22 protein-coding genes and 1 other RNA gene are annotated in these 21,547 nt (G+C 59.0%); 17 read left to right on the top strand and 6 right to left on the bottom strand.

Translation table 11 applies throughout. The annotated features are described in order from the left end of the window. Positions 1–86: 86 nt before the first annotated feature. The gene (locus tag F8N85_RS02535) at positions 87–983 is read right to left on the bottom strand and encodes a GlxA family transcriptional regulator (protein ID WP_191636099.1); all 897 of its coding nucleotides are present in this window, start codon (positions 981–983) and stop codon (positions 87–89) included. A 242-nt stretch (positions 984–1,225) separates the two neighbouring features. Here F8N85_RS02535 and F8N85_RS02530 point away from each other — a divergent pair, with 242 nt between their 5' ends. After that, positions 1,226–2,362, top strand: a complete 1,137-nt coding sequence (locus F8N85_RS02530; RefSeq protein ID WP_150802102.1) for an acyl-CoA dehydrogenase family protein — start codon at positions 1,226–1,228, stop codon at positions 2,360–2,362. A 147-nt stretch (positions 2,363–2,509) separates the two neighbouring features. Here F8N85_RS02530 and F8N85_RS02525 read toward each other — a convergent pair whose 3' ends face one another. Next, the gene (locus F8N85_RS02525; RefSeq protein ID WP_150802101.1) at positions 2,510–3,550 is read right to left on the bottom strand and encodes an NADP(H)-dependent aldo-keto reductase; all 1,041 of its coding nucleotides are present in this window, start codon (positions 3,548–3,550) and stop codon (positions 2,510–2,512) included. Between the two features lie 247 nt (positions 3,551–3,797). Here F8N85_RS02525 and rplM point away from each other — a divergent pair, with 247 nt between their 5' ends. The 7 genes from rplM (at position 3,798) to F8N85_RS02490 (ending at position 8,672) form a co-directional block, all read left to right on the top strand. Beyond that, the gene (gene rplM / locus F8N85_RS02520; RefSeq protein WP_150641864.1) at positions 3,798–4,226 is read left to right on the top strand and encodes a 50S ribosomal protein L13; all 429 of its coding nucleotides are present in this window, start codon (positions 3,798–3,800) and stop codon (positions 4,224–4,226) included. 14 nt (positions 4,227–4,240) lie between these two features. Then, entirely contained in the window at positions 4,241–4,633 is a 393-nt protein-coding gene (gene rpsI / locus F8N85_RS02515; RefSeq protein ID WP_003216038.1) for a 30S ribosomal protein S9, read from the top strand. Between the two features lie 252 nt (positions 4,634–4,885). Continuing rightward, a complete protein-coding gene (petA, locus tag F8N85_RS02510) occupies positions 4,886–5,479 on the top strand; it encodes a ubiquinol-cytochrome c reductase iron-sulfur subunit (RefSeq protein ID WP_150802100.1) in 594 nt (197 codons plus the stop codon). After that, positions 5,479–6,690: a cytochrome b gene (locus F8N85_RS02505; RefSeq protein WP_150641866.1), complete on the top strand. Its 1,212-nt coding sequence runs from the start codon at positions 5,479–5,481 to the stop codon at positions 6,688–6,690. The genes petA and F8N85_RS02505 overlap by 1 nt, the downstream gene beginning before the upstream one ends. Continuing rightward, a complete protein-coding gene (locus F8N85_RS02500) occupies positions 6,690–7,472 on the top strand; it encodes a cytochrome c1 (protein ID WP_150802099.1) in 783 nt (260 codons plus the stop codon). Before F8N85_RS02505 ends, F8N85_RS02500 begins: the two co-directional genes overlap by 1 nt. A gap of 150 nt (positions 7,473–7,622) precedes the next feature. Beyond that, on the top strand, positions 7,623–8,240 hold the full coding sequence (locus F8N85_RS02495) for a glutathione S-transferase N-terminal domain-containing protein (RefSeq protein WP_003216049.1): 618 nt from the start codon (positions 7,623–7,625) through the stop codon (positions 8,238–8,240). A gap of 18 nt (positions 8,241–8,258) precedes the next feature. Further along, entirely contained in the window at positions 8,259–8,672 is a 414-nt protein-coding gene (locus F8N85_RS02490) for a ClpXP protease specificity-enhancing factor (protein WP_150802098.1), read from the top strand. Positions 8,673–8,831: 159 nt separating this feature from the next. On the opposite strand, the gene F8N85_RS02480 is transcribed toward F8N85_RS02490, so the two are convergent. The 4 genes from F8N85_RS02480 to F8N85_RS02465 form a co-directional block, all read right to left on the bottom strand. Beyond that, positions 8,832–9,410: a BON domain-containing protein gene (locus F8N85_RS02480; protein WP_150802097.1), complete on the bottom strand. Its 579-nt coding sequence runs from the start codon at positions 9,408–9,410 to the stop codon at positions 8,832–8,834. After that, positions 9,407–10,000 (bottom strand): phosphoheptose isomerase, encoded by a 594-nt coding sequence (locus F8N85_RS02475; protein ID WP_003171862.1) that lies wholly within the window; start codon positions 9,998–10,000, stop codon positions 9,407–9,409. The genes F8N85_RS02480 and F8N85_RS02475 overlap by 4 nt, the downstream gene beginning before the upstream one ends. Before the next feature lie 107 nt (positions 10,001–10,107). Next, the gene (locus tag F8N85_RS02470) at positions 10,108–10,479 is read right to left on the bottom strand and encodes a YraN family protein (RefSeq protein ID WP_150802096.1); all 372 of its coding nucleotides are present in this window, start codon (positions 10,477–10,479) and stop codon (positions 10,108–10,110) included. Next, entirely contained in the window at positions 10,479–12,290 is a 1,812-nt protein-coding gene (locus F8N85_RS02465; RefSeq protein WP_150802095.1) for a penicillin-binding protein activator, read from the bottom strand. The genes F8N85_RS02470 and F8N85_RS02465 overlap by 1 nt, the downstream gene beginning before the upstream one ends. Before the next feature lie 186 nt (positions 12,291–12,476). Between F8N85_RS02465 and rsmI the strand changes: the two genes are divergently transcribed. The 9 genes from rsmI (at position 12,477) to mraY (ending at position 21,547) form a co-directional block, all read left to right on the top strand. Continuing rightward, entirely contained in the window at positions 12,477–13,382 is a 906-nt protein-coding gene (gene rsmI, locus F8N85_RS02460; RefSeq protein ID WP_191636098.1) for a 16S rRNA (cytidine(1402)-2'-O)-methyltransferase, read from the top strand. Between the two features lie 74 nt (positions 13,383–13,456). After that, positions 13,457–13,810: RNase P RNA component class A (rnpB, locus tag F8N85_RS02455), an RNA gene on the top strand. A gap of 403 nt (positions 13,811–14,213) precedes the next feature. Continuing rightward, positions 14,214–14,669: a division/cell wall cluster transcriptional repressor MraZ gene (gene mraZ / locus F8N85_RS02450; protein WP_150802094.1), complete on the top strand. Its 456-nt coding sequence runs from the start codon at positions 14,214–14,216 to the stop codon at positions 14,667–14,669. Then, complete coding sequence (gene rsmH, locus F8N85_RS02445) at positions 14,666–15,613, top strand: 16S rRNA (cytosine(1402)-N(4))-methyltransferase RsmH (RefSeq protein WP_412072473.1); 948 nt, start codon at positions 14,666–14,668, stop codon at positions 15,611–15,613. The genes mraZ and rsmH overlap by 4 nt, the downstream gene beginning before the upstream one ends. After that, positions 15,610–15,903 carry a cell division protein FtsL gene (ftsL, locus tag F8N85_RS02440; RefSeq protein ID WP_150802093.1) on the top strand — a complete coding sequence of 98 codons (294 nt, stop codon included), beginning with the start codon at positions 15,610–15,612 and terminating at the stop codon, positions 15,901–15,903. The genes rsmH and ftsL overlap by 4 nt, the downstream gene beginning before the upstream one ends. Next, on the top strand, positions 15,903–17,642 hold the full coding sequence (locus F8N85_RS02435; protein ID WP_191636097.1) for a peptidoglycan D,D-transpeptidase FtsI family protein: 1,740 nt from the start codon (positions 15,903–15,905) through the stop codon (positions 17,640–17,642). Before ftsL ends, F8N85_RS02435 begins: the two co-directional genes overlap by 1 nt. Beyond that, positions 17,642–19,105 (top strand): UDP-N-acetylmuramoyl-L-alanyl-D-glutamate--2,6-diaminopimelate ligase, encoded by a 1,464-nt coding sequence (locus F8N85_RS02430; RefSeq protein WP_150802091.1) that lies wholly within the window; start codon positions 17,642–17,644, stop codon positions 19,103–19,105. Before F8N85_RS02435 ends, F8N85_RS02430 begins: the two co-directional genes overlap by 1 nt. Further along, a complete protein-coding gene (locus F8N85_RS02425) occupies positions 19,098–20,465 on the top strand; it encodes a UDP-N-acetylmuramoyl-tripeptide--D-alanyl-D-alanine ligase (protein ID WP_150802090.1) in 1,368 nt (455 codons plus the stop codon). The genes F8N85_RS02430 and F8N85_RS02425 overlap by 8 nt, the downstream gene beginning before the upstream one ends. After that, complete coding sequence (gene mraY, locus F8N85_RS02420; RefSeq protein WP_150802089.1) at positions 20,465–21,547, top strand: phospho-N-acetylmuramoyl-pentapeptide-transferase; 1,083 nt, start codon at positions 20,465–20,467, stop codon at positions 21,545–21,547. Before F8N85_RS02425 ends, mraY begins: the two co-directional genes overlap by 1 nt.

Raw genomic sequence — 21,547 nt, 5'->3', positions numbered from 1 at the left:
CGTACACCGCGTAGGAGCTGCCGCAGGCTGCGATCTTCATCGATCTCCTATGCGCCGAAGAAGCGTGGTGGTGCGACTGCGCTTTCTTACGCCGCCTGCTGAAACTGCTGCCGATACTGATTCGGCGACAACTCTGTGTGCTGGCGGAACAGCCGAGCGAAGAAGCTCGCATCGTCATAACCGACTTCATAGCTGATGGTCTTGATGCTTTTGCGGCTGGCGGAAAGCAGGCCCTTGGCGGTTTCGATGCGCAGGCGTTGCAGGTAGTGCAGCGGCTTGTCACCGGTGGCGGTCTGGAAGCGGCGCATGAAGTTGCGGATGCTCATGCCGTGTTCGCGGGCGACGTCCTCGAAGCGGAATTTGTCGGCGAAGTGTTCTTCGAGCCAGTGCTGGATCTGCAGGATGATTACGTCCTGGTGCAGTTTCTGCCCGCCGAAGCCGATGCGACCGGGCGCGTAGCTGCGCTGCACCTCGTAGAGGATGTCGCGGGCCACTGCCTGGGCAACGTTGGCGCCGCAGAAACGCTCGATCAGGTAGATGTAGAGGTCGCAGGCCGAGGTGGTGCCGCCGGCGCAGTACAGGTTGTCGGCGTCGGTCAGGTGTTTGTCCTGGTTGAGCTGGACCTTGGGGTAGCGTTCGCTGAAGGCATTGAAGAAGCGCCAGTAGGTGGTCGCTTCCTTGCCGTCGAGCAGGCCGGCTTCAGCGAGCCAGAACACCCCGGTGGCTTCGCCGCAGAGCACCGCGCCGCGTTTATGTTGCTCGCGCAGCCAAGGCAATACTTGTGGATAGCGCTGGCAGAGGGTTTCGAAATCGTCCCAGAAGGCCGGGAGGATGATCACGTCGGTATCTTCCAGGCCGCCATCCACTGGCAGGATCACATCACTGAAACTGCACACCGGTTTTCCGTCAGGGCTGACCAGACGGGTTTCGAAGGCCGGAGTCAGGCCGTGACCGAGTTGTTTGCCATAACGCAGGCTGGCCAGATGAAAGAAATCCTTGGCCTGCATCAGGGTAGAAGCGAAAACCCGGTCGATAGCCAGGATGCTGACGCGCCGCAAGGGCGTGGAGAGCTGGATAGACATAATTCAATTATTCTTATAGGGGAAAGTGGTCACCAAACGGCTGGATCGTCTTATTTTTTGTCGCATGTGTCCAGTGTCCTGTATCGGATCGCAGGCTTAGTCTTTGCGGGTCCATCCCACTAACAATAATTACAGGTGCCCGCATGATCCCCAGAACCTTGTTCAGTTCCGAGCACGAGCTCTTTCGCGACAGCGTGCGCACGTTCCTTGAAAAAGAGGCCGTGCCGTTCCATGGACAATGGGAAAAGCAGGGGTACATCGACCGCAAACTGTGGAACAAGGCGGGGGAGGCGGGGATGCTCTGCTCGCATCTGCCGGAAGAATACGGTGGCCTCGGGGCGGACTTTCTCTACAGCGCAGTGGTGATCGAGGAGGTCGGGCGTCTCGGCTTGACCGGTATCGGTTTTTCGCTGCACTCGGACATCGTCGCGCCCTACATCCTGCATTACGGCAGTGAAGCGCTGAAGCACAAGTACCTGCCGAAACTGGTCTCCGGCGAGATGGTCACGGCCATCGCGATGACCGAGCCGGGCGCCGGTTCCGACTTGCAAGGGGTGAAAACCACGGCGGTGCTGGACGGTGACGAGTACGTGATCAATGGCTCGAAAACCTTCATTACCAACGGTTTTCTCGCCGATCTGGTGATTGTCGTGGCCAAGACCGACCCGAAAGCCGGCGCCAAGGGCACCAGCCTGTTCCTGGTGGAGGCAGACACGCCGGGTTTCTCCAAGGGCAAGCGTCTGGAAAAGGTCGGGATGAAGGCCCAGGACACTTCCGAGCTGTTCTTCCAGGACGTCCGTGTGCCCAAGGAGAGCCTGCTGGGGCAGGCTGGGATGGGCTTTGCCTACCTGATGCAGGAGTTGCCCCAGGAGCGCCTGACGGTCGCGGTAGGCGGCTTGGCGTCGGCCGAGGCGGCGTTGCAGTGGACGCTGGAGTACACCCGCGAACGCAAGGCGTTCGGCAAGGCGATCGCCGACTTCCAGAACACCCGCTTCAAGCTGGCCGAAATGGCCACGGAAATTCAGATCGGCCGGGTGTTTGTCGATCGCTGCCTGGAGTTGCATCTGCAAGGCAAGCTGGACGTGCCGACGGCGGCGATGGCCAAGTACTGGGGCACCGACCTGCAGTGCAGGGTGCTCGACGAGTGCGTGCAGTTGCATGGCGGCTACGGCTTCATGTGGGAATACCCAATCGCCCGCGCCTGGGCCGATGCGCGGGTGCAGCGGATCTATGCGGGGACCAACGAGATCATGAAGGAGATTATTGCGCGGTCGCTCTAAATCAGCGGTGAATCCTATGCCGTCATCGTCGGAACGCCGCCCGGAGCAAGCTCGCTCCCACAATGGATCAGCGGCTGAGCACAATTTTGTGATCGGCACAGAATCCCTGTGGGAGCGAGCTTGCTCGCGATTGGGTCTATGAATCAATCAAGGCGCCGGATTCGGGTGATCCTTGTGAATCGCCTCGATCCCCGCCAGCACTTCATCCGGCAGCTTCAGCTCGAAGCTCGCCAGATTGCTCTCAAGTTGTTCGAGAGTCGTGGCGCCAATGATGTTGCTGGTTACGAATGGCTGCTGCGTCACATAGGCCAGGGCCATTTGCGCCGGATCCAGACCGTGCTCGCGTGCCAATGCAACGTAACGACTGCACGCAGCTTCCGACTGTGGGTTGAAATAGCGGCTGAAGCGGCTGTAGAGACTCAGGCGGCCTTTGGCCGGGCGAGCCCCACCTTCGTACTTGCCTGAGAGAAAACCGAACGCCAGCGGCGAGTAAGCCAGCAAGCCGCACTGTTCGCGGATGGCAATTTCCGCCAGGCCGACCTCGAAACTGCGGTTGAGCAGGTTGTAGGGGTTCTGGATCGACACCGCCCTTGGCCAGCCGCGGCTTTCGGCCAGCGCGAGGAACTTCATGGTGCCCCACGGGGTTTCGTTGGACAGGCCAATATGGCGGATCTTGCCGGCCTTGACCTGCTCGTCCAGTGCCTCGAGGGTTTCTTCCAGTGGCGTGAAGTCCTCACCGGCCTTGTGCGTGTAGCCGAGCTGACCGAAGAAGTTGGTGCTGCGCTCCGGCCAGTGCAATTGGTACAGGTCGATCCAGTCGGTCTGCAAGCGCTTGAGGCTGGCGTCCAGTGCTTCGACGATGTGCTTGCGGTTATGCTTGAGCTGGCCATCGCGAATGTAGTCGATGGTGTTGCCGGGGCCGGCGATCTTGCTTGCCAGTACCCAGTCGGCGCGATCACCACGGGTCTTGAACCAGTTTCCGAGATAACGTTCGGTGCTGGCGTAGGTTTCGGCTTTAGGCGGCACCGGGTACATCTCGGCGGTGTCGATGAAATTGATCCCGGCGCTCTTGGCTCGTTCGATCTGGGTGAAGGCCTCTGGCTCGCTGTTTTGCTCGCCCCAGGTCATGGTCCCGAGGCAGATGGCGCTCACATTCAGGTCGGTTCTGCCTAGCTGGCGATAGTCCATCGGGTGCTCCCTTGGCAAAACATTCATAAAAGCAGGTTGAAAAAATTTTCGCAATCTGCATAATTGCGCACCTCTTTCTGCAGTGGAAGTGATGCGCCGCCTGCCGAAGAATCTTGCCGTTGAACGGACGCGCTGACCCGAGCCCCCGATAGCGTCTGTATCCGGCTGCCTTTGACTTGTCAAAGTACGCACTATTCAGTAAGATCCGCCGTCTAATTTATCAGGGCGGCCCCTGAGGCTATAAAGAATGAAAACTTTTACTGCTAAACCGGAAACAGTAAAGCGCGACTGGTTCATCGTCGACGCTGCTGGTCAGACCCTGGGTCGTCTGGCCACCGAAATCGCGAGCCGCCTGCGTGGCAAGCACAAGCCTGAGTACACTCCGCACGTTGACACCGGTGACTACATCGTCGTGATCAACGCTGAGCAAGTACGTGTCACTGGCGCCAAGTTCACTGACAAAATGTACTACTCTCACTCCGGTTTCCCGGGCGGGATTAAGTCGATCAACTTCGAAAAGCTGATCGCCAAAGCTCCTGAACGCGTGATCGAGACCGCGGTTAAAGGCATGCTGCCTAAGAACCCGCTGGGTCGCGACATGTACCGTAAGCTGAAAGTCTATGCGGGCGCTGTACACCCTCATACTGCTCAGCAGCCCCAAGAACTGAAGTTTTAACGGAATAGTTCATTATGTCGGCGACTCAAAATTACGGCACTGGCCGTCGCAAGACTGCAACCGCACGCGTTTTCCTGCGTCCGGGCACTGGTAACATCTCCATCAACAACCGCACCCTGGAAAATTTCTTCGGTCGCGAAACTGCCCGCATGGTAGTTCGCCAGCCGCTGGAATTGACTGAGACTGTCGAGAAATTCGACATCTACGTCACCGTGATCGGTGGTGGTGTAAGTGGTCAAGCTGGCGCAATCCGCCACGGTATCACTCGCGCTCTGATGCAGTACGACGAAACTCTGCGCGGTGCTCTGCGCAAAGCTGGCTTCGTTACTCGTGATGCACGTGAAGTTGAACGTAAGAAAGTTGGTCTGCGTAAAGCGCGTAAGCGTCCGCAGTACTCGAAGCGTTAATTCGCTTTTGCGTTCAAAAGCGCCCAGTTCCTCACGGAGCTGGGCGTTTTTTATGGGCGACAGTTTTAGATGTGACAACTTGCCACATCCGCAGCCCCCTTGCGTTACAAGGCTTCGCGCTGGAGTGCTCTGGTAATTACCTTGTCAGAATAGGGGCTTTTCATTACCATTCGGCAAAATTTTTATAAGTTCAGATTTTTACTTAGTAGATGCCTGATTTAACAGGCCACAAAGCTGATGGGAGAGGACTGAATGAGCAATGACGGCGTGAATGCAGGCCGGCGTCGCTTCTTGGTAGCAGCCACATCCGTGGTGGGTGCTGCAGGAGCGGTGGGGGCTGCGGTCCCGTTCGTGGGGTCATGGTTTCCCAGTGCCAAGGCGAAAGCCGCAGGTGCACCGGTGAAGGTGAATGTCAGCAAGATTGAGCCAGGCCAGCAGATGATTGCTGAGTGGCGCGGTCAGCCGGTGTTCATTGTCCGCCGTACGGAGGAAATCCTGGGGAATCTTAAAAAGATCGAGGGGAAGCTTGCTGACCCTGACTCCAAGAACTCGGACCAACCGACTTATGTCGACCCGGTAGTGCGTTCGATCAAACCAGAAATTCTGCTGCTGATCGGAATTTGCACACACCTGGGCTGTTCGCCGACCTTCCGTCCAGAAGTGGCCCCTGTGGATCTGGGCGCGGACTGGGTAGGTGGCTATTTCTGCCCTTGCCACGGTTCCCACTACGATCTGGCTGGCCGCGTCTACAAGTCGCAACCTGCGCCTTTGAACCTGCCAGTTCCCCCGCATTCCTATGAGTCGGACGACATTATTGTCGTTGGCGTCGATACGGAGAAAGCGTGATGAGCAAGTTCATGGATTGGGTTGATGCGCGCTTTCCCGCCACCAAGATGTGGGAAGACCATCTCAGCAAGTACTACGCCCCGAAGAACTTCAACTTCTTCTATTTCTTTGGCTCCCTGGCACTGCTGGTGCTGGTTAACCAGATCGTTACCGGTGTCTGGCTGACCATGAGCTACACCCCGTCGGCGGAGGAGGCTTTCGCTTCCGTCGAATACATCATGCGCGACGTCGAGTACGGCTCGATCCTGCGTCTTCTGCACTCCACCGGCGCCTCGGCGTTCTTCGTCGTGGTCTATCTGCACATGTTCCGTGGCTTGCTCTACGGTTCGTACCAGAAGCCGCGCGAGTTGGTGTGGGTGTTCGGCATGCTGATCTACCTGGCATTGATGGCGGAAGCCTTCATGGGCTACCTGCTACCGTGGGGCCAGATGTCCTACTGGGGTGCCCAGGTGATCATCTCGCTGTTCGGTGCGATCCCGCTCATCGGTGACGACCTGACCCAGTGGATTCGTGGTGACTACCTGATTTCGGGTATTACCCTGAACCGCTTCTTCGCCTTGCACGTGGTCGCCTTGCCGATCGTGATTCTCGGCCTGGTGGTGCTGCACGTCCTGGCGCTGCACGAAGTCGGTTCGAACAACCCGGACGGCGTGGACATCAAGAAACACAAAGACGAAAACGGCGTACCGCTGGATGGCATTCCCTTCCACCCGTACTACACCGTGAAAGATATCGTCGGTGTGGTGGTGTTCCTGTTCATCTTCTGCTCGATCGTGTTCTTCTTCCCGGAAATGGGCGGCTACTTCCTCGAGAAGCCGAACTTTGAAGTGGCGAACGCCTTCAAGACCCCGGAGCACATTGCACCGGTCTGGTACTTCACACCGTTCTACGCGATCCTGCGTGCGATTCCGGACAAGCTCATGGGTGTTATCGCCATGGGTGGCGCGATCGCCGTGCTGTTCGTCCTGCCTTGGCTTGACCGTAGCCCGGTCAAATCCATGCGCTACAAAGGCTGGCTGAGCAAGATCTGGCTCTGGGTGTTCTGCATCTCGTTCGTGATTCTGGGTGTGCTGGGTGTTCTGGCGCCAACCCCGGGCCGTACGCTGCTGTCGCAGGTATGTACCTTCCTGTACTTCGCCTACTTCATTCTGATGCCGTTCTACACCAGGCTCGAGAAGACCAAACCGGTTCCGGAAAGGGTGACTGGCTGATGAAAAAGCTATTTGCTGTACTGATTCTTGCTGCTATGCCTGTGTTCTCGTTCGCGTCGACAGCTGGCGCTCCTGAGTTGGAAAAGGTCGATATCGACGTCTCCGACAAGGCTGCGATGCAGGATGGCGCGCGTACGTTCGCCAACTACTGCATGGGCTGCCACAGCGCCAAGTTCCAGCGCTATGAGCGCGTTGCCGACGATCTGGGCATTCCCCATGATCTGATGCTCAAGAACCTGGTGTTCACCGGTGCCAAGATCGGCGACCACATGAACATCGGCATGCAGTCGGCCGACGCCAAGACCTGGTTCGGTGCGGCTCCGCCTGACCTGACCCTGGTGGCTCGCGTTCGTGGTACGGACTGGCTGTATGGCTACCTGCGGTCTTTCTACGAAGATCCGTCTCGTCCATATGGCGTGAACAACAAGGTATTCCCGAACGTCGGTATGCCTAACGTTCTGGTCGGCCTGCAAGGTCGTCAGGTGATAGGCTGCAAACAAGTTCAAATCGTCGAAGACGGCAAGAAGCAATTCGATCCGCTGACCGGCACGGCTTTGACTCACGAAGCCTGCGATCAGATGACCGTGTTGCCGAAAACCGGCACGCTGAACGAAGAGCAGTTCGACGAGAAGGTCAAGAATCTGGTGACCTTCCTGGCCTACTCGGCCAACCCGGTGAAGCTGGAACATCAGCGCATCGGTACCTACGTGTTACTGTACCTGGCCTTCTTCTTCGTATTCGCTTATCTGCTCAAGCGCGAATACTGGAAGGATGTTCATTGATCAAGCTGTAAGCAATTGCTGTTAATCGTGCGCGCCCAAGGGTGTCTCTGAAAGTGTAACGAGTCTGGATTTCCAGGCGTTACGGGAGGCGCCCTCTGGGCGCGCTCGTTTTTCCGCTCCCGATAATTTCAACAAGCGAGGAGGACCGCCATGGGCGTGACCAATCGGTTGGCCTGTTACTCCGACCCCGCCGACCACTATTCCCACCGAGTACGCATCGTGCTCGCAGAGAAGGGTGTCAGCGCCGAGATCATCAGCGTGGAAGTGGGTCGTCATCCACCGAAACTGATCGAAGTGAACCCTTACGGCAGCTTGCCCACCCTGGTCGATCGTGACCTGGCGTTGTGGGAGTCAACCGTGGTGATGGAATATCTGGATGAGCGTTACCCGCATCCGCCCTTGCTGCCGGTTTATCCGGTGGCGCGTGCCAATAGCCGTCTGCTGATCCATCGGATTCAGCGTGACTGGTGTGGGCTGGTGGATCTGATTCTGGATTCGCGCAGCAAGGAAGCCGCTCGCGTACAGGCCCGTAAAGAGCTGCGTGAAAGCCTCACCGGCGTTTCGCCGCTGTTCGCCGACAAGCCATTTTTCCTCAGTGAGGAACAAAGTCTGGTCGATTGCTGCCTATTGCCAATACTCTGGCGTTTGCCGATTCTAGGTATTGAATTGCCGCGGCCGGCCAAGCCGCTGCTTGATTATATGGAGCGCCAGTTTGCGCGTGAGGCTTTCCAGGCGAGTCTGTCTGGTGTCGAACGCGATATGCGCTAAAAAGCTTAAGGAGCCGCTATGAACTCCAGTCGACCTTATCTGGTCCGTGCGCTCTATGAGTGGATTGTGGATAACGATTGCACCCCGCACATGCTGGTCAATTCCGAGTACCCGTCGGTGCAGGTGCCGCAGGGCTTTGCCAGTGACGGCCAGATTGTCCTGAACGTATCGCCCAGTGCAGTGCGGCATTTGCACATGGATAACGATGCAGTCAGCTTCGAAGGGCGTTTCGGCGGTGTGCCGCATACGCTGTACGTGCCTATAGCTGCGATCCTCGGCATTTATGCTCGGGAGAATGGCCAGGGCATGGTCTTCGATCTGGAGTCTTCCATGGACGACGATGAAGACGTCGAGCCGGATGATGACGTTCCGCCACCGGATACCGAGCCACCGCGTCCAAGCGGCCGGCCGAGTTTGAAAGTGGTGAAGTAATAAAAAAGGCGATCCGCAAGGATCGCCTTTTTTATTACGTAGGAGCTGCCGAAGGCTGCGATCTTTTGACGTTGCTTTTCAAGATCAAGATCAAAAGATCGCAGCCTGCGGCAGCTCCTACAAGGTGCATCTCAGATCGACATTTTTATTGCGTAGGTGTCAGTCGATGTACTCGAACAGCTTGACGATCTTCTGCACGCCGGAAACGCCCTGCACCAGGCTGGTGGCCTGGGCGGCTTCCTGTTTGGTCACCAGCCCCAACAGGTAGACGATGCCATTCTCGGTTACAACCTTGATGCGTGAGCCGGGGATGCTGGCGTCGGCGAGCATCTGGGTCTTGATCTTGGTGGTCAGCCAGGTGTCATTCTGCCGCGCCAGGAGCGAGGAGGGCTGGATGACTTGCAGTTCGTTATGCACCTTCTTCACGCGCTGGACAGCGCTGGCAACCTGTTCGGCCTGAGCCTTGAGGTCGGCGCGCGGGGTCTGTCCGGCGAGCAGGACGATGCCGTTGAAGCTGGTGATGACGATGTGCGAGTTTTTGTCCAGGTCCGGATTGGCCTTGGAGATGTTCACGCCGGCCTTGGTTTCGATCAGGGAATCATCGATGGTGCTGCCGAAGGTGCGGGTGCCGCGGTCGTCATCAATGGGTTTTTCGCGGCTGGCAGTAACTACCGAGGTGCAGCCGCTGATGCTCAAGGCTAAGGTCAAGGCCAGTAGACCAAGGCGATTAGGGGTCATTCTTCACTCCCGAACAGTTGGCTGTCGATCAAGTCGCAAAGGCAATGGATCGTCAGCAGGTGGACTTCCTGAATACGTGCAGTGACATTGGCCGGCACGCGGATTTCGACGTCTTCGGGCAACAGCAACGAAGCCATGCCGCCGCCATCGCGTCCAGTCAATGCTACGACAATCATTTCGCGATCATGTGCGGCCTGGATCGCTTGAATAATGTTTGCCGAGTTGCCGCTGGTAGAAATCGCCAGCAAAACATCGCCGGGCTGGCCGAGGGCGCGGATCTGTTTCGAGAAGATTTCGTTGTAGCTGTAGTCGTTGGCGATCGAGGTGATCGTCGAGCTGTCGGTGGTCAGTGCGATGGCTGGCAGGCTCGGGCGCTCGCGCTCGAAGCGGTTGAGCAGCTCAGAGGAGAAATGCTGTGCGTCGCCGGCAGAGCCGCCGTTACCGCACGAGAGCATTTTACCTTCGTTGAGCAGGGCATTGACCATCACTTGGCTGGCTTGCTCGATGTGCGGTGCAAGTACGTCCATCGCCTGTTGCTTGGTATCGATGCTGGCCTGAAAAAGCTGGCGAATTCGGGATTGCATGTCCATCTGTGTGACCTTAAGTGGCGCGGCTTTCCGGCACATGAAAGTGCAGCCCGCAAAGCAAAGAGCAAAATGGTTGAGTGAAAATGTCCGGCTCGGCTCGAGCGCTTCGATCAACTGTCAAAGGCATTCCGTAGCCAGTTCAAATGAGGTGCTGCGCCCATGGCGCTGTCTATGGCGACCACATCGAAACGGCAGGGGTGATCGGCCCAGCGTGACTCGCGCTGCAGAAAATACTGCGCGGCGAGCACCAGCTTCTGGCGCTTGCGTGCATCGATGCTGCCGAGTGCGCCACCCCATTGCGTGTGTTGTCGGTAACGGACTTCGACGAATACTACTGTATCGCCGTCAAGCATGACCAGATCAAGCTCGCCGCGTTTGCACAACCAGTTCTGCGCCAGCAGGCGCAGACCCTGTTGTTGGAGATGCTTGAGCGCTTGGCTTTCCGCCTCTCGACCGCTTTGCTGGCGTGACCTGTCAGGCATCAGCGCGGGGTATCGGGCAGGCGTTGGACCTGGCCGCTGACGAACTCGGCCCAAGGCAGTTGGCGCTGGATCCGTTGGGTCTGGCTCATGCTCAGGCTGCCCGACAGACCTTCGATGCGGCTGTCTGGCAGGGCCTTGAGTTGACCCAGGCGCGGTGCCAGGCGATAGGCATCGACGCCCATGGCGTACAGGCGTCCCAGGCTGCCGCCGGCTTGTGGCCATTGCGCGGTGACTTGTTTGCGCAGCGGATCGTTGGGATCCAGCAGCCATGGCGTTTCACAGAAGCGCACGCCACTCATGTCGTTGTACTGGTTTTGATCGCCGCTGGCGCTGAACACGTGGGAGGTGGCGTAAACCGGCACATCGCCTGCGTACTGGAAATTCAGCGTCGGTTTGATCTGCTGCGCCTGTTGTGGGGTCGCGGCGAGGAACAGGAATTCGATGTCCTGGCGGCGCGAAGGCTGTGCGGCGACTTGCGAGCCGACTGTGCTCTGCAGGCTTTTGGCGCGGCCTTCGCTCTGACGCAGCTGGAACAGATTGGCGATTTGCTGAGCCAGGGCCACCGGTTGGTCCACGCGTTCGATACCGATCACGGTGCCGCCGTTGGCTTCCCAGTCCTGGCGGAAGGCCTTGAGTACGCGATCGCCCCATTCGCCTTTGGGGACCATGGCGGCGGCGCGTTGCAGACCGTCGGCTCGGGCGCGGCGCGACACTTCGCGGGCTTCATCTTCGGCGGAAAGGCCGAACTGAAACAGTTGCGCCGGGCCTTGGTTGCCTTCGCTGTAATTCAGGGCAAGGGTGGTAATCGGCAGTTGCGGGCGAGCGCTGAGTTGCTTGACCAGTGGTTTTTCCAGCGGCCCGATCACCAGTTGCACGCCATCGGCCTGGGCCTTGCGGTAGAACTCGTCCAGGGAAGTCAGGCGCGAGCTGTCATAGAACTCGATGCTGGGTGGCTTCTGCCCGGCTTGCTGGGCCTGGTAGTGAGCCGCCATGAAGCCTTCACGCAGGGCTCTGGCCACCGCGGCCAAAGGACCTTCCTGAGGCAGCAGCAAGGCGATCTTGCTAATCGGCTGGCTGGCCAGTTGCTTGAGCTGGGTCAGCGGTAGCGGCAGTTGCATGGCGGCCGGGTGTTTCGGGTTCTGCGCGCGCCAGGTGTCGATAGCTGCCTGTTGCTGCTCCAGGGTGCCGGCGGTTTTTACCGCCAGTGCCAGGCTCAGCCAGCCACCGAGATTGTCATCACTGGTGGGTTGCAATTGGTCGGTCGGCAAGGAGGCAATCAATGTCCAGATCGCTTCGTGGTTCTTGCTCGCGGCGTCACCGCTGAGCAGTGGAGCAATGAAGATGCGCTCCCGAGCGGCGGCGAGGGTCTGGCCATCGGCCTCAAGCGCCTGGGCGTGAACAGTGCCGGTGCGGATCTGTTGCTCTTCAGGCAATTCACCCAGACGCTGCAGGCTCGGATGGCTCAGGGCGCTCAGCGCTGCCTTGGGCTGATTGCGCGCCATGGCCAGTTCGGCCGCCAGGGTACTGGCGAAGACCTGTTGGCCGGGCTTGAGTTGTTCCATCGGGACTTGCGCAAGGATCTGCGCGGCCTGGCCGGGATTGTTCTGGCGATAGGCCAGGTCCGCCGCGCTCAGACGCAGCAACGCCGCTTTCTCCGGCGTTTTGCTGGTGGCGGCCTGTTCGAGCAGTTGCTCGATACTGGCATCCGGAGTCCGTGGAAGTTCGCCAAGGCTGGACGAGGGCGAGCTGGCGCAAGCCGCCAGTAGGGCAGCGAGGCAGAGGGCAGTGAACAGCCGCAGGCAAGCGATCATGTAGTGTTCCTGATACTCGATCAAATTAGCGTGGAATTGTACCCAAGCACTGGCCGGGGCGCGATGTTACTGGCGTCAAACGGGCTATTTAGCTGGTGCAAATGTTGCGATGCATCGCAAAAGACTGAAAAACGTGGTGGTACAGGGTGTCTGTCATGCGTATCCGCAGGGGCTCTACGCGCTACAATGGCGCCTTTTACCGATCACGAGGTGTGCGCTTTGACTGCTCCAGGTGCTTTGAATTCCGCTGCTGGCTCGCTTTATGTGGTGGCGACGCCCATTGGCAACCTGGATGACATCAGTGCGCGGGCGCTGAAAATACTGCGCGAGGTGGCGCTGATCGCCGCCGAGGATACGCGCCATTCCCTGCGTTTGTTGCAGCACTTTGGTATTTCAACTCCGCTGGCAGCCTGCCATGAGCACAATGAGCGCGACGAAGGCAGCCGTTTTATCACCCGATTGCTGGCGGGTGATAATTTGGCGCTGATCTCCGACGCCGGTACCCCATTGATTTCCGATCCTGGCTACCATCTGGTGCGACAGGCCCGTGCCGCGGGTATCAATGTGGTTCCGGTTCCAGGGGCCTGTGCGCTGATCGCGGCCTTGTCCGCGGCGGGCTTGCCATCCGATCGTTTTATCTTCGAAGGCTTTCTGCCGGCCAAGGCGGTGGGGCGTCGGGCTCGTCTGGAACTATTAAAGGAAGAGCCGCGCACACTGATTTTCTATGAGGCCCCGCACCGGATTCTCGAATGCCTGCAGGATCTGGAGCTGGTATTCGGTGCAGAGCGTCCGGCTTTGCTGGCCCGGGAGTTGACCAAGACTTTCGAAACGCTCAAGGGATTGCCGCTGGCGGACCTGCGGGCTTTTGTCGAGAGCGACAGCAATCAGCAGCGTGGCGAGTGCGTGGTATTGGTCGCTGGCTGGTCCGCGCCGCAAACCGAGGAGGCAGTCAGTAGCGAGGCGATGCGCATTCTCGATTTGCTGCTCAAGGAGATGCCGCTTAAACGAGCTGCGGCCCTGGCGGCGGAAATTACCGGGGAACGGAAAAATGTCTTGTATCAGGTTGCCCTGGATAAGCAGAAAGGCGAGTAGCCTGCGGGCCACAGAGTGGCAAACGGCTTTTAGCGCTTGTTCTTCGGCGGCTCTGCCGTTAATCTTCGCCGCGGAGAGTCGATTGGACAGTCGCTGCCTTCTATGAAAATTAGAGGGGGGAGGAAAGTCCGGGCTCCATAGGGCGGAGTGCCAGGTAATGCCTGGGAGGCGTGAGCCTACGGAAAGTGCCACAGAAAATAACCGCCTAAGCACTTCGGTGCCGGTAAGGGTGAAAAGGTGCGGTAAGAGCGCACCGCGCGACTGGCAACAGTTCGTGGCTAGGTAAACCCCACTCGGAGCAAGACCAAATAGGGTTCCAAGGCGTGGCCCGCGCTGGAACCGGGTAGGTTGCTAAAGATGTCCAGTGATGGCCATCGTAGACGAATGACTGTCCTCGACAGAACCCGGCTTACAGATCGACTCTCCACCTTTTCCCCTTCCCTGTCTCGATCGCCGACGGCAGGGCGTTGCAATGCTGATTCCTCCCTGTTTGAATCGCTGACAGCAGGGGGGTGGTAATAGCAATTACCCTCTCTGATTAAATCAATAGTATTAGCACTTTTGTAATACCGAAAAAATCTTACTCTTAATAAATCACATTAACTTCTGGCCATAATTCCCTGGCCCGGTTGAAGTTGACGGGTCGAAACGTCCGCTAAATTCCTGCTACTCCCTCTTTCAGTCTCCTAAATCTCCGATCTGTAAGGCTTTTCATTGAAGTCGCGCCTTGACGGTGCGGTAGGCGCATTCCTATAGTGTGCGAAAGTGGCGAAAAGTGGCACGAAGTGGGTTTTTTGAACGAAAAACGCTAAAATTTGGAGAAACGCAGAAGTGTTTCGCGGAGCTAACGCTATCAGCCTCGATGCAAAGGGTCGGCTTGCCATGCCGAGTCGGTATCGTGACGAGCTTGTTTCGCGCAGTGATGGCCAATTGATAGTAACCATTGATGCCGTTGACCCTTGTTTATGTGTTTATCCCCTCGATGAGTGGGAGTTGATTGAAACCAAGCTGCGCGCATTGCCTTCGCTACGCGAGGAAAACCGTCGTTTGCAACGTTTACTGATTGGTAATGCCGTCGACCTCGAGCTCGATGGCAGTGGTCGTTTTCTGGTTCCGCCACGTCTGCGCGAGTACGCAAAACTCGATAAGCGCGTGATGCTGGTCGGCCAACTGAACAAGTTCCAATTATGGGACGAGGATGCCTGGGACGCAGTTTCTGCTGCGGACCTGGCTGCTATTCAACTACCGGGCGCCATGCCTGATGAACTGCGTGATTTGATCCTGTGACTATTGATAGCGGCTTTAACCACATCACCGTACTGCTTGACGAAGCCGTCGAGGCTCTCGCTGTACGCCCTGATGGCTGCTATCTGGACGGAACGTTCGGGCGCGGCGGGCACAGTCGCCTGATACTCAGCCAGCTCGGTCCCGATGGTCGGGTGCTGGGGTTTGACAAGGATCCTCAAGCGATTGCCACCGGGCAAGCGCTGGCGGCCGAAGACGGCCGCTTTGTCGTTGTGCAGCGCAGCTTTGCCGAAATGGGTTCGGAAATTGCCGAGCGCGGCCTGGCCGGCAAGGTCAACGGCGTCCTGCTTGACCTGGGCGTGTCCTCGCCACAGCTCGATGACCCGGAACGCGGTTTCAGTTTCATGAATGATGGGCCGCTGGACATGCGCATGGACCCGCGCCGCGGGGTCAGTGCCGCCGAATTCATCGCCACGGCTCCCGCGGAAGAAATCGCCCGGGTGTTCAAGGAGTACGGCGAAGAACGTTTCTCTGGGCGCATGGCCCGGGCAGTCGTCGAGCGCCGTGAAATCAAACCGTTCGAGCGCACCGGCGATCTGGCCGAAGTCCTGAAAGTCGCCAACCCGGCCTGGGAAAAGGGCAAGCACCCGGCAACCCGGGCTTTCCAGGGTTTGCGAATTCACGTCAACAACGAACTGGGCGATCTGGAAACCGGCCTTGAAGCCGCGCTGCAAGCCCTTGAAGTAGGCGGCCGCCTGGTCGTCATCAGCTTCCATTCGCTGGAAGACCGCATCGTCAAGTTGTTCATGCGCCGCCTGGTCAAGGGCGAGAGCGACAACCTGCCGCGCAACTTGCCCGTGCGCTTCGAAGCCTTCGTCCCGAAAATCAAGATTCACGGCAAGGCGCAGTTCGCTTCCGAAGCCGAACTCAAGGCCAACCCACGCTCGCGCAGCGCCGTCATGCGTGTGGCGGAGAAGCTGCGGTGAGCAAGCTCTTCGCCAAGCCACTTCCAGGCGGAAGCTTTTTCATGCTGCTCCTGTTTATTGGCGTGCTGGTTTCCGCGATCGCGGTGTCCTACAGCGCTCACTGGAACCGGCAGCTGCTCAATACCCTGTACGGCGAGTTGAGTGTGCGTGACAAGACGCAAGCCGAGTGGGGTCGGCTGATTCTCGAGCAGAGTACCTGGACCGCCCACAGCCGTATCGAAGTACTGGCTAGCGAGCAACTGAAGATGCGCATTCCCGGCGCAGCCGAAGTTCGGATGGTGGCGCCATGATGAAACTCGAGGGTGCCCTTTATCCTTGGCGTTTCCGTTTGGTGCTGGGTTTGCTGGCACTGATGGTGGGTGCGATCGCCTGGCGCATCATCGACCTGCAGGTTGTGGACCGGGCTTTCCTCAAAGGTCAGGGCGACGCTCGCAGCGTTCGTCATATCCCCATCCCTGCGCACCGCGGCTTGATTACCGACCGTAATGGCGAGCCCTTGGCTGTCAGTACTCCGGTAACCACCCTGTGGGGCAACGCCCGGGAAATGCAGGCGGCCAAGGACAAGTGGCCGGCGTTGGCAGCTGCACTGGGGCAAGACCCGAAAGTGCTGTCCGAGCGTCTCGAAGCTCAGGCCAGCAAAGAATTCATTTACCTGGTGCGCGGCTTGACCCCGGAGCAGGGCCAACTGGTGCTCGATCTGAAAGTGCCGGGTGTCTATGGCATCGAAGAGTTCCGGCGTTTCTACCCGGCGGGTGAAGTCACCGCGCATATGGTGGGTTTTACCGATATCGATGACCGCGGGCGAGAAGGAGTCGAGCTGGCCTACGATGAGTGGCTGGCCGGAGTGCCCGGCAAGCGACAAGTCATCAAGGATCGGCGCGGAAGGCTGATCAAGGATGTCCAGGTCACCAAAAACGCCAAGGCCGGAAAGCCCTTGGCGTTGTCCATTGACCTGCGCCTGCAATATCTGGCCAACCGCGAGCTGCGCAATGCGATCGTCGAGAATGGCGCCAAGGCCGGCAGCCTGGTGATCATGGACGTGAAGACCGGCGAGATCCTGGCCATGGTCAACCAACCGACCTACAACCCGAATAACCGTCGCAACCTGCAACCGGCGGCGATGCGCAACCGCGCCATGATCGACGTATTCGAGCCAGGTTCGACCATGAAGGCGATCTCCATGAGCGCCGCCCTGGAAACCGGGCGCTGGAAGCCGAGCGACACCGTCGAGGTGTATCCGGGAACGTTGCAGATCGGCAGATACACCATTCGTGACGTTTCCAGGACCGAAGGGCCGGTGCTCGACCTGACCGGCATTCTGATCAACTCCAGTAACGTCGGCATGAGCAAGATCGCCTTCGATGTCGGCGGTGAAAACATTTACCGCTTGATGCAGAAGGTCGGCCTCGGCCAGGACACCGGTCTGGCGTTTCCGGGTGAGCGTGTCGGCAATCTGCCGAACTACCGCGAATGGCGCAAGGCCGAAACGGCCACGCTGTCCTACGGCTACGGTTTGTCGGTCACCGCCATTCAGCTGGTTCATTCCTTCTCGGCGCTGGCCAACAATGGCCGGATCGCACCGCTGACCCTGATCAAAACCGATAAGCCTGCGCAAACCACTCAGGTGATTTCGGAGAGCGTCGCGAAAACCATGCAAGGCATGTTGCAGCAAGTGATCGAAGCGCCACGCGGGGTGTTCCGCGCACAGGTGCCGGCGTATCACGTAGCTGGCAAGAGTGGTACCGCACGCAAGACGTCGGTGGGCACCAAAGGCTATGCCGAAAACTCCTATCGTTCGCTGTTCGCAGGCTTCGGTCCCATGGACGACCCGCGTTACGCGATCGTGGTGGTGATCGATGAGCCGAGCAAGGCTGGCTACTACGGTGGTCTGGTCTCTGCGCCGGTGTTCAGCAAAGTGATGTCCGGCACCCTGCGGCTGATGAATATTACCCCGGACAACCTGCCACCCGTGGAACAAGCCAATGCCACCCCCGGCAATTTAATTAAAGCCAATGGAGGGCGCGGCTGATGTCTCTTAGCCTGAACAAGATTTTTGCCCACGCTGGCCGTGATCTGTTGATTCGCGAGCTGACCCTCGATAGCCGCAATGTGCGTGCCGGTGACCTGTTTCTCGCGGTCCCGGGCGGCAAGGTGGATGGTCGTACCCATATTACCGATGCCTTGCAGCGCGGTGCGGCGGCGGTGGCCTATGAAGTTGAAGGCGCTACCGTCCTGCCCATTACCGATGTGCCATTGATTCCGGTCAAAGGCCTGGCAGCACAGTTGTCGGATATCGCCGGCCGTTTTTACGGCGATCCGAGCCGTCACTTGAACATGATCGGGGTGACCGGCACCAACGGTAAAACCAGCGTCACCCAATTGGTTGCCCAGGCGCTGGACCTGCTCGGCCAGCATTGCGGCATCGTCGGCACCCTGGGCAGCGGCTTTTATGGTGCTTTGCAAAGCGGCCTGCATACTACGCCCAACCCGATTGCCGTGCAGGCGACCCTGGCCGACCTGAAAAAGGCTGGTGCCAAGGCCGTGGCGATGGAAGTCTCCTCCCATGGGCTGGATCAAGGTCGCGTCACCGCGCTGGCGTTCGATGTGGCGGTGATGACCAACCTGTCCCGCGATCACCTGGATTACCACGGGACCATGCAAGCCTACGCGGACACCAAGGCCAAGCTGTTCGGCTGGGCCGACCTGAGCTGCCGGGTGATCAACCTCGACGACGAATTCGGTCGGCAACTGGCTGCTGAAAAACATGAGTCGCGACTGATCAGCTACAGCCTGGAAGATGCCAGCGCCTACCTGTATTGCCGTGAAGCGCAGTTCGGCGACGAGGGCGTGCGCGCCATTCTGGTCACCCCCCAGGGTGAACATCATTTGCGCAGCGCCTTGCTCGGTCGGTTCAACCTGAGCAACGTGCTGGCAGCGGTCGGCGCCTTGCTGGGCCTGGACTACGCGCTGGACGAGATCCTCCGGGTGTTGCCGAAACTCGAAGGTCCGGCCGGTCGCATGCAGCGTTTGGGCGGCGGTACGCAACCGCTGGTGGTGGTCGATTACGCCCACACCCCGGATGCTCTGGAGCAAGTCCTGACCGCGCTGCGCCCGCATGCCAAGGGCAAGTTGCTCTGCCTGTTCGGTTGCGGCGGTGATCGCGATCGCGGCAAGCGCCCGCTGATGGCCGAAGTGGTCGAGCGTCTGGCTGACGGTGTGCTGGTCACCGACGACAATCCGCGTAGCGAAGACCCTGCGCAGATTTTCGACGATATCCGCGCCGGCTTCAGTGCTGTGGATAAGGTCAAATTCGTTGCCGGTCGTGGCCTGGCCATCGCCCAGCTGATTGCCAGCGCCTCGGCCGACGACGTGATCGTCCTGGCCGGCAAAGGTCACGAGGATTATCAGGAAATCAATGGCCAGCGCCATGACTTCTCCGATCTGGTCGAGGCTGACAGAGCCTTGACCGCATGGGAGGTGGCCCATGCTTAAAGCCCTCAAATTGAGTGAGCTGACCGGACCTTTGGCCGGTCGCCTGGTCGCTGGCGATTGCAGCTTCGACGGCGTCAGCATCGACAGCCGTGCGATCAAGGCAGGACAACTGTTTATCGCGTTGAGCGGTCCGCGTTTCGATGGTCATGACTACCTGGATGAGGTTGCCGCCAAGGGCGCGGTCGGCGCACTGGTCGAGCGTGAAGTGGCCGCTTCGACTCTGCCGCAATTGCTGGTGAAAGACACCCGCCAGGCCTTGGGCGAACTCGGCGCATTGAATCGTGCGGCCTACCGCAATCCGCTTGCGGCCATTACCGGCTCCAGCGGCAAGACCACAGTCAAGGAAATGCTCGCGAGCATCCTGCGTACGCGCGGCCCTGTGCTGGCGACCCGTGGCAACCTGAATAATGACCTTGGCGTACCGCTGACCCTGCTCGAACTGGCCCCGGAACACACCGCGGCGGTGATCGAACTGGGTGCTTCGCGTATCGGCGAGATTGCCTACACCGTTGGCATGACCAAACCGCATGTGGCCGTGATCAACAACGCCGGGACTGCGCATGTTGGCGAGTTCGGCGGTCCGGAAAAAATCGTCGAAGCCAAGGGCGAGATTCTTGAAGGGCTGGATGCCGATGGCGTCGCCGTTCTCAATCTCGACGACAAGGCCTTCGCCATCTGGAAGGCCCGCGCTGCCGGTCGTCAGGTGCTGAGTTTCGCCCTGAACACTACCGCTGCCGATTTTCATGCAACCGATCTGGATCGCGATGCACGCGGCTGCCTGGCGTTCAACCTGCACAGCCCGCAGGGTGTAGCGCGGGTGCAGTTGAACCTGCTCGGCAGTCACAACGTCGCCAACGCGCTGGCCGCGGCTGCCGCGGCTCATGCACTGGGCGTCTCGCTGTCTGGCATCGCTGCTGGCCTGGGCGCGCTGCAACCGGTCAAGGGCCGGACTGTCGCGCAACTGGCGAGCAATGGCATGCGCGTTATCGATGACACTTACAACGCGAACCCCACCTCAATGTGCGCCGCCGTTGATATACTCGCCGGCTTTTCCGGCCGCACCGTCCTGGTGCTCGGGGATATTGGCGAGTTGGGCGAGTGGGCGGAGCAGGGGCACCGTGACGTGGGGGCTTATGCCGCCGACAAGGTTTCTGCGCTCTATGCGGTCGGTCCGATGATGGCGCATGCCGTCGCGGCCTTCGGCGAACACGCCCGTCACTTTGCCACTCAGGCTGATCTGATTGCGGCACTTGGCGCCGAACAAGATACAAACACCACTATTTTGATCAAGGGATCGCGCAGCGCGGTGATGGAAAACGTCGTCGCGGCTTTGTGCGGTTCCAGCGGGGAGAAACATTAATGCTGCTGCTGTTAGCGGAGTATTTGCAACAGTTCTACAAAGGCTTCGCGGTCTTCCAGTACCTGACCCTGCGCGGGATCCTGGGTATTTTGACCGCGCTGTCGTTGTCGCTGTGCCTGGGGCCATGGATGATCCGCACCTTGCAGAATCGCCAGATCGGTCAATCGGTACGTAATGATGGGCCGCAATCGCATTTGTCCAAATCCGGTACGCCAACCATGGGCGGCGCGCTGATTCTTTCGGCGATCGCCATCAGCACCCTGTTGTGGGCTGACCTGAGCAATCGTTATGTCTGGGTCGTGCTGCTGGTGACCCTGCTGTTTGGCGCGATCGGCTGGGTCGACGACTACCGCAAGGTGATCGAGAAGAACTCCCGTGGCCTGCCAAGCCGCTGGAAGTATTTCTGGCAGTCGGTGTTTGGCCTGGGCGCGGCGATCTTTCTTTATATGACCGCCCAGACGCCGGTGGAAACCACCCTGATTCTTCCAATGCTGAAGGATTTCAGCATTCCCCTGGGCTTGGGTTTCATCGTCCTGACCTATTTCGTCATCGTCGGCTCGAGTAACGCGGTCAACCTGACCGACGGTCTCGATGGCCTGGCAATCATGCCAACGGTCATGGTCGGCGGCGGGCTGGGGATCTTCTGCTACCTGTCGGGCAACGTGAAGTTCGCCGAATACCTGCTGATTCCTTATGTACCGGGCGCGGGCGAACTGATTGTGTTCTGCGGCGCGCTGATCGGTGCCGGTCTGGGTTTTCTCTGGTTCAACACCTACCCGGCACAAGTCTTCATGGGCGACGTCGGCGCACTGGCGCTGGGCGCGGCCTTGGGCACCATTGCGGTGATCGTCCGTCAGGAAATCGTCCTGTTCATCATGGGTGGGGTGTTCGTGATGGAGACCCTGTCAGTGGTCATTCAGGTCGCTTCCTTTAAGCTGACCGGTCGCCGGGTGTTTCGCATGGCACCGATTCACCACCATTTTGAACTCAAGGGCTGGCCCGAGCCACGCGTGATCGTCCGCTTCTGGATTATCACCGTGATTCTCGTGTTGATCGGCCTTGCCACCCTGAAGCTGAGGTAG

Source organism: Pseudomonas fluorescens (assembly GCF_902497875.1).
GTDB lineage: Bacteria > Pseudomonadota > Gammaproteobacteria > Pseudomonadales > Pseudomonadaceae > Aquipseudomonas > Aquipseudomonas fluorescens_BR.
This window is presented reverse-complemented; position numbering and strand designations above follow the sequence as displayed.

What these genes read in the sequence shown, in the direction of transcription:
- F8N85_RS02500 (WP_150802099.1), top strand. Translation starts at nt 6,690, where the DNA reads ATGAAAAAGCTATTTGCTGTACTGATTCTTGCTGCTATGCCTGTGTTC.
- F8N85_RS02465 (WP_150802095.1), bottom strand. Translation starts at nt 12,290, where the DNA reads ATGATCGCTTGCCTGCGGCTGTTCACTGCCCTCTGCCTCGCTGCCCTA.
- F8N85_RS02430 (WP_150802091.1), top strand. Translation starts at nt 17,642, where the DNA reads ATGTCTCTTAGCCTGAACAAGATTTTTGCCCACGCTGGCCGTGATCTG.
- F8N85_RS02505 (WP_150641866.1), top strand. Translation starts at nt 5,479, where the DNA reads ATGAGCAAGTTCATGGATTGGGTTGATGCGCGCTTTCCCGCCACCAAG.
- F8N85_RS02470 (WP_150802096.1), bottom strand. Translation starts at nt 10,479, where the DNA reads ATGCCTGACAGGTCACGCCAGCAAAGCGGTCGAGAGGCGGAAAGCCAA.
- F8N85_RS02480 (WP_150802097.1), bottom strand. Translation starts at nt 9,410, where the DNA reads ATGACCCCTAATCGCCTTGGTCTACTGGCCTTGACCTTAGCCTTGAGC.
- F8N85_RS02475 (WP_003171862.1), bottom strand. Translation starts at nt 10,000, where the DNA reads ATGGACATGCAATCCCGAATTCGCCAGCTTTTTCAGGCCAGCATCGAT.
- F8N85_RS02435 (WP_191636097.1), top strand. Translation starts at nt 15,903, where the DNA reads ATGAAACTCGAGGGTGCCCTTTATCCTTGGCGTTTCCGTTTGGTGCTG.
- F8N85_RS02495 (WP_003216049.1), top strand. Translation starts at nt 7,623, where the DNA reads ATGGGCGTGACCAATCGGTTGGCCTGTTACTCCGACCCCGCCGACCAC.
- petA (WP_150802100.1), top strand. Translation starts at nt 4,886, where the DNA reads ATGAGCAATGACGGCGTGAATGCAGGCCGGCGTCGCTTCTTGGTAGCA.
- rpsI (WP_003216038.1), top strand. Translation starts at nt 4,241, where the DNA reads ATGTCGGCGACTCAAAATTACGGCACTGGCCGTCGCAAGACTGCAACC.
- F8N85_RS02525 (WP_150802101.1), bottom strand. Translation starts at nt 3,550, where the DNA reads ATGGACTATCGCCAGCTAGGCAGAACCGACCTGAATGTGAGCGCCATC.
- mraY (WP_150802089.1), top strand. Translation starts at nt 20,465, where the DNA reads ATGCTGCTGCTGTTAGCGGAGTATTTGCAACAGTTCTACAAAGGCTTC.
- rsmI (WP_191636098.1), top strand. Translation starts at nt 12,477, where the DNA reads ATGGCGCCTTTTACCGATCACGAGGTGTGCGCTTTGACTGCTCCAGGT.
- F8N85_RS02425 (WP_150802090.1), top strand. Translation starts at nt 19,098, where the DNA reads ATGCTTAAAGCCCTCAAATTGAGTGAGCTGACCGGACCTTTGGCCGGT.
- F8N85_RS02530 (WP_150802102.1), top strand. Translation starts at nt 1,226, where the DNA reads ATGATCCCCAGAACCTTGTTCAGTTCCGAGCACGAGCTCTTTCGCGAC.
- F8N85_RS02490 (WP_150802098.1), top strand. Translation starts at nt 8,259, where the DNA reads ATGAACTCCAGTCGACCTTATCTGGTCCGTGCGCTCTATGAGTGGATT.
- rplM (WP_150641864.1), top strand. Translation starts at nt 3,798, where the DNA reads ATGAAAACTTTTACTGCTAAACCGGAAACAGTAAAGCGCGACTGGTTC.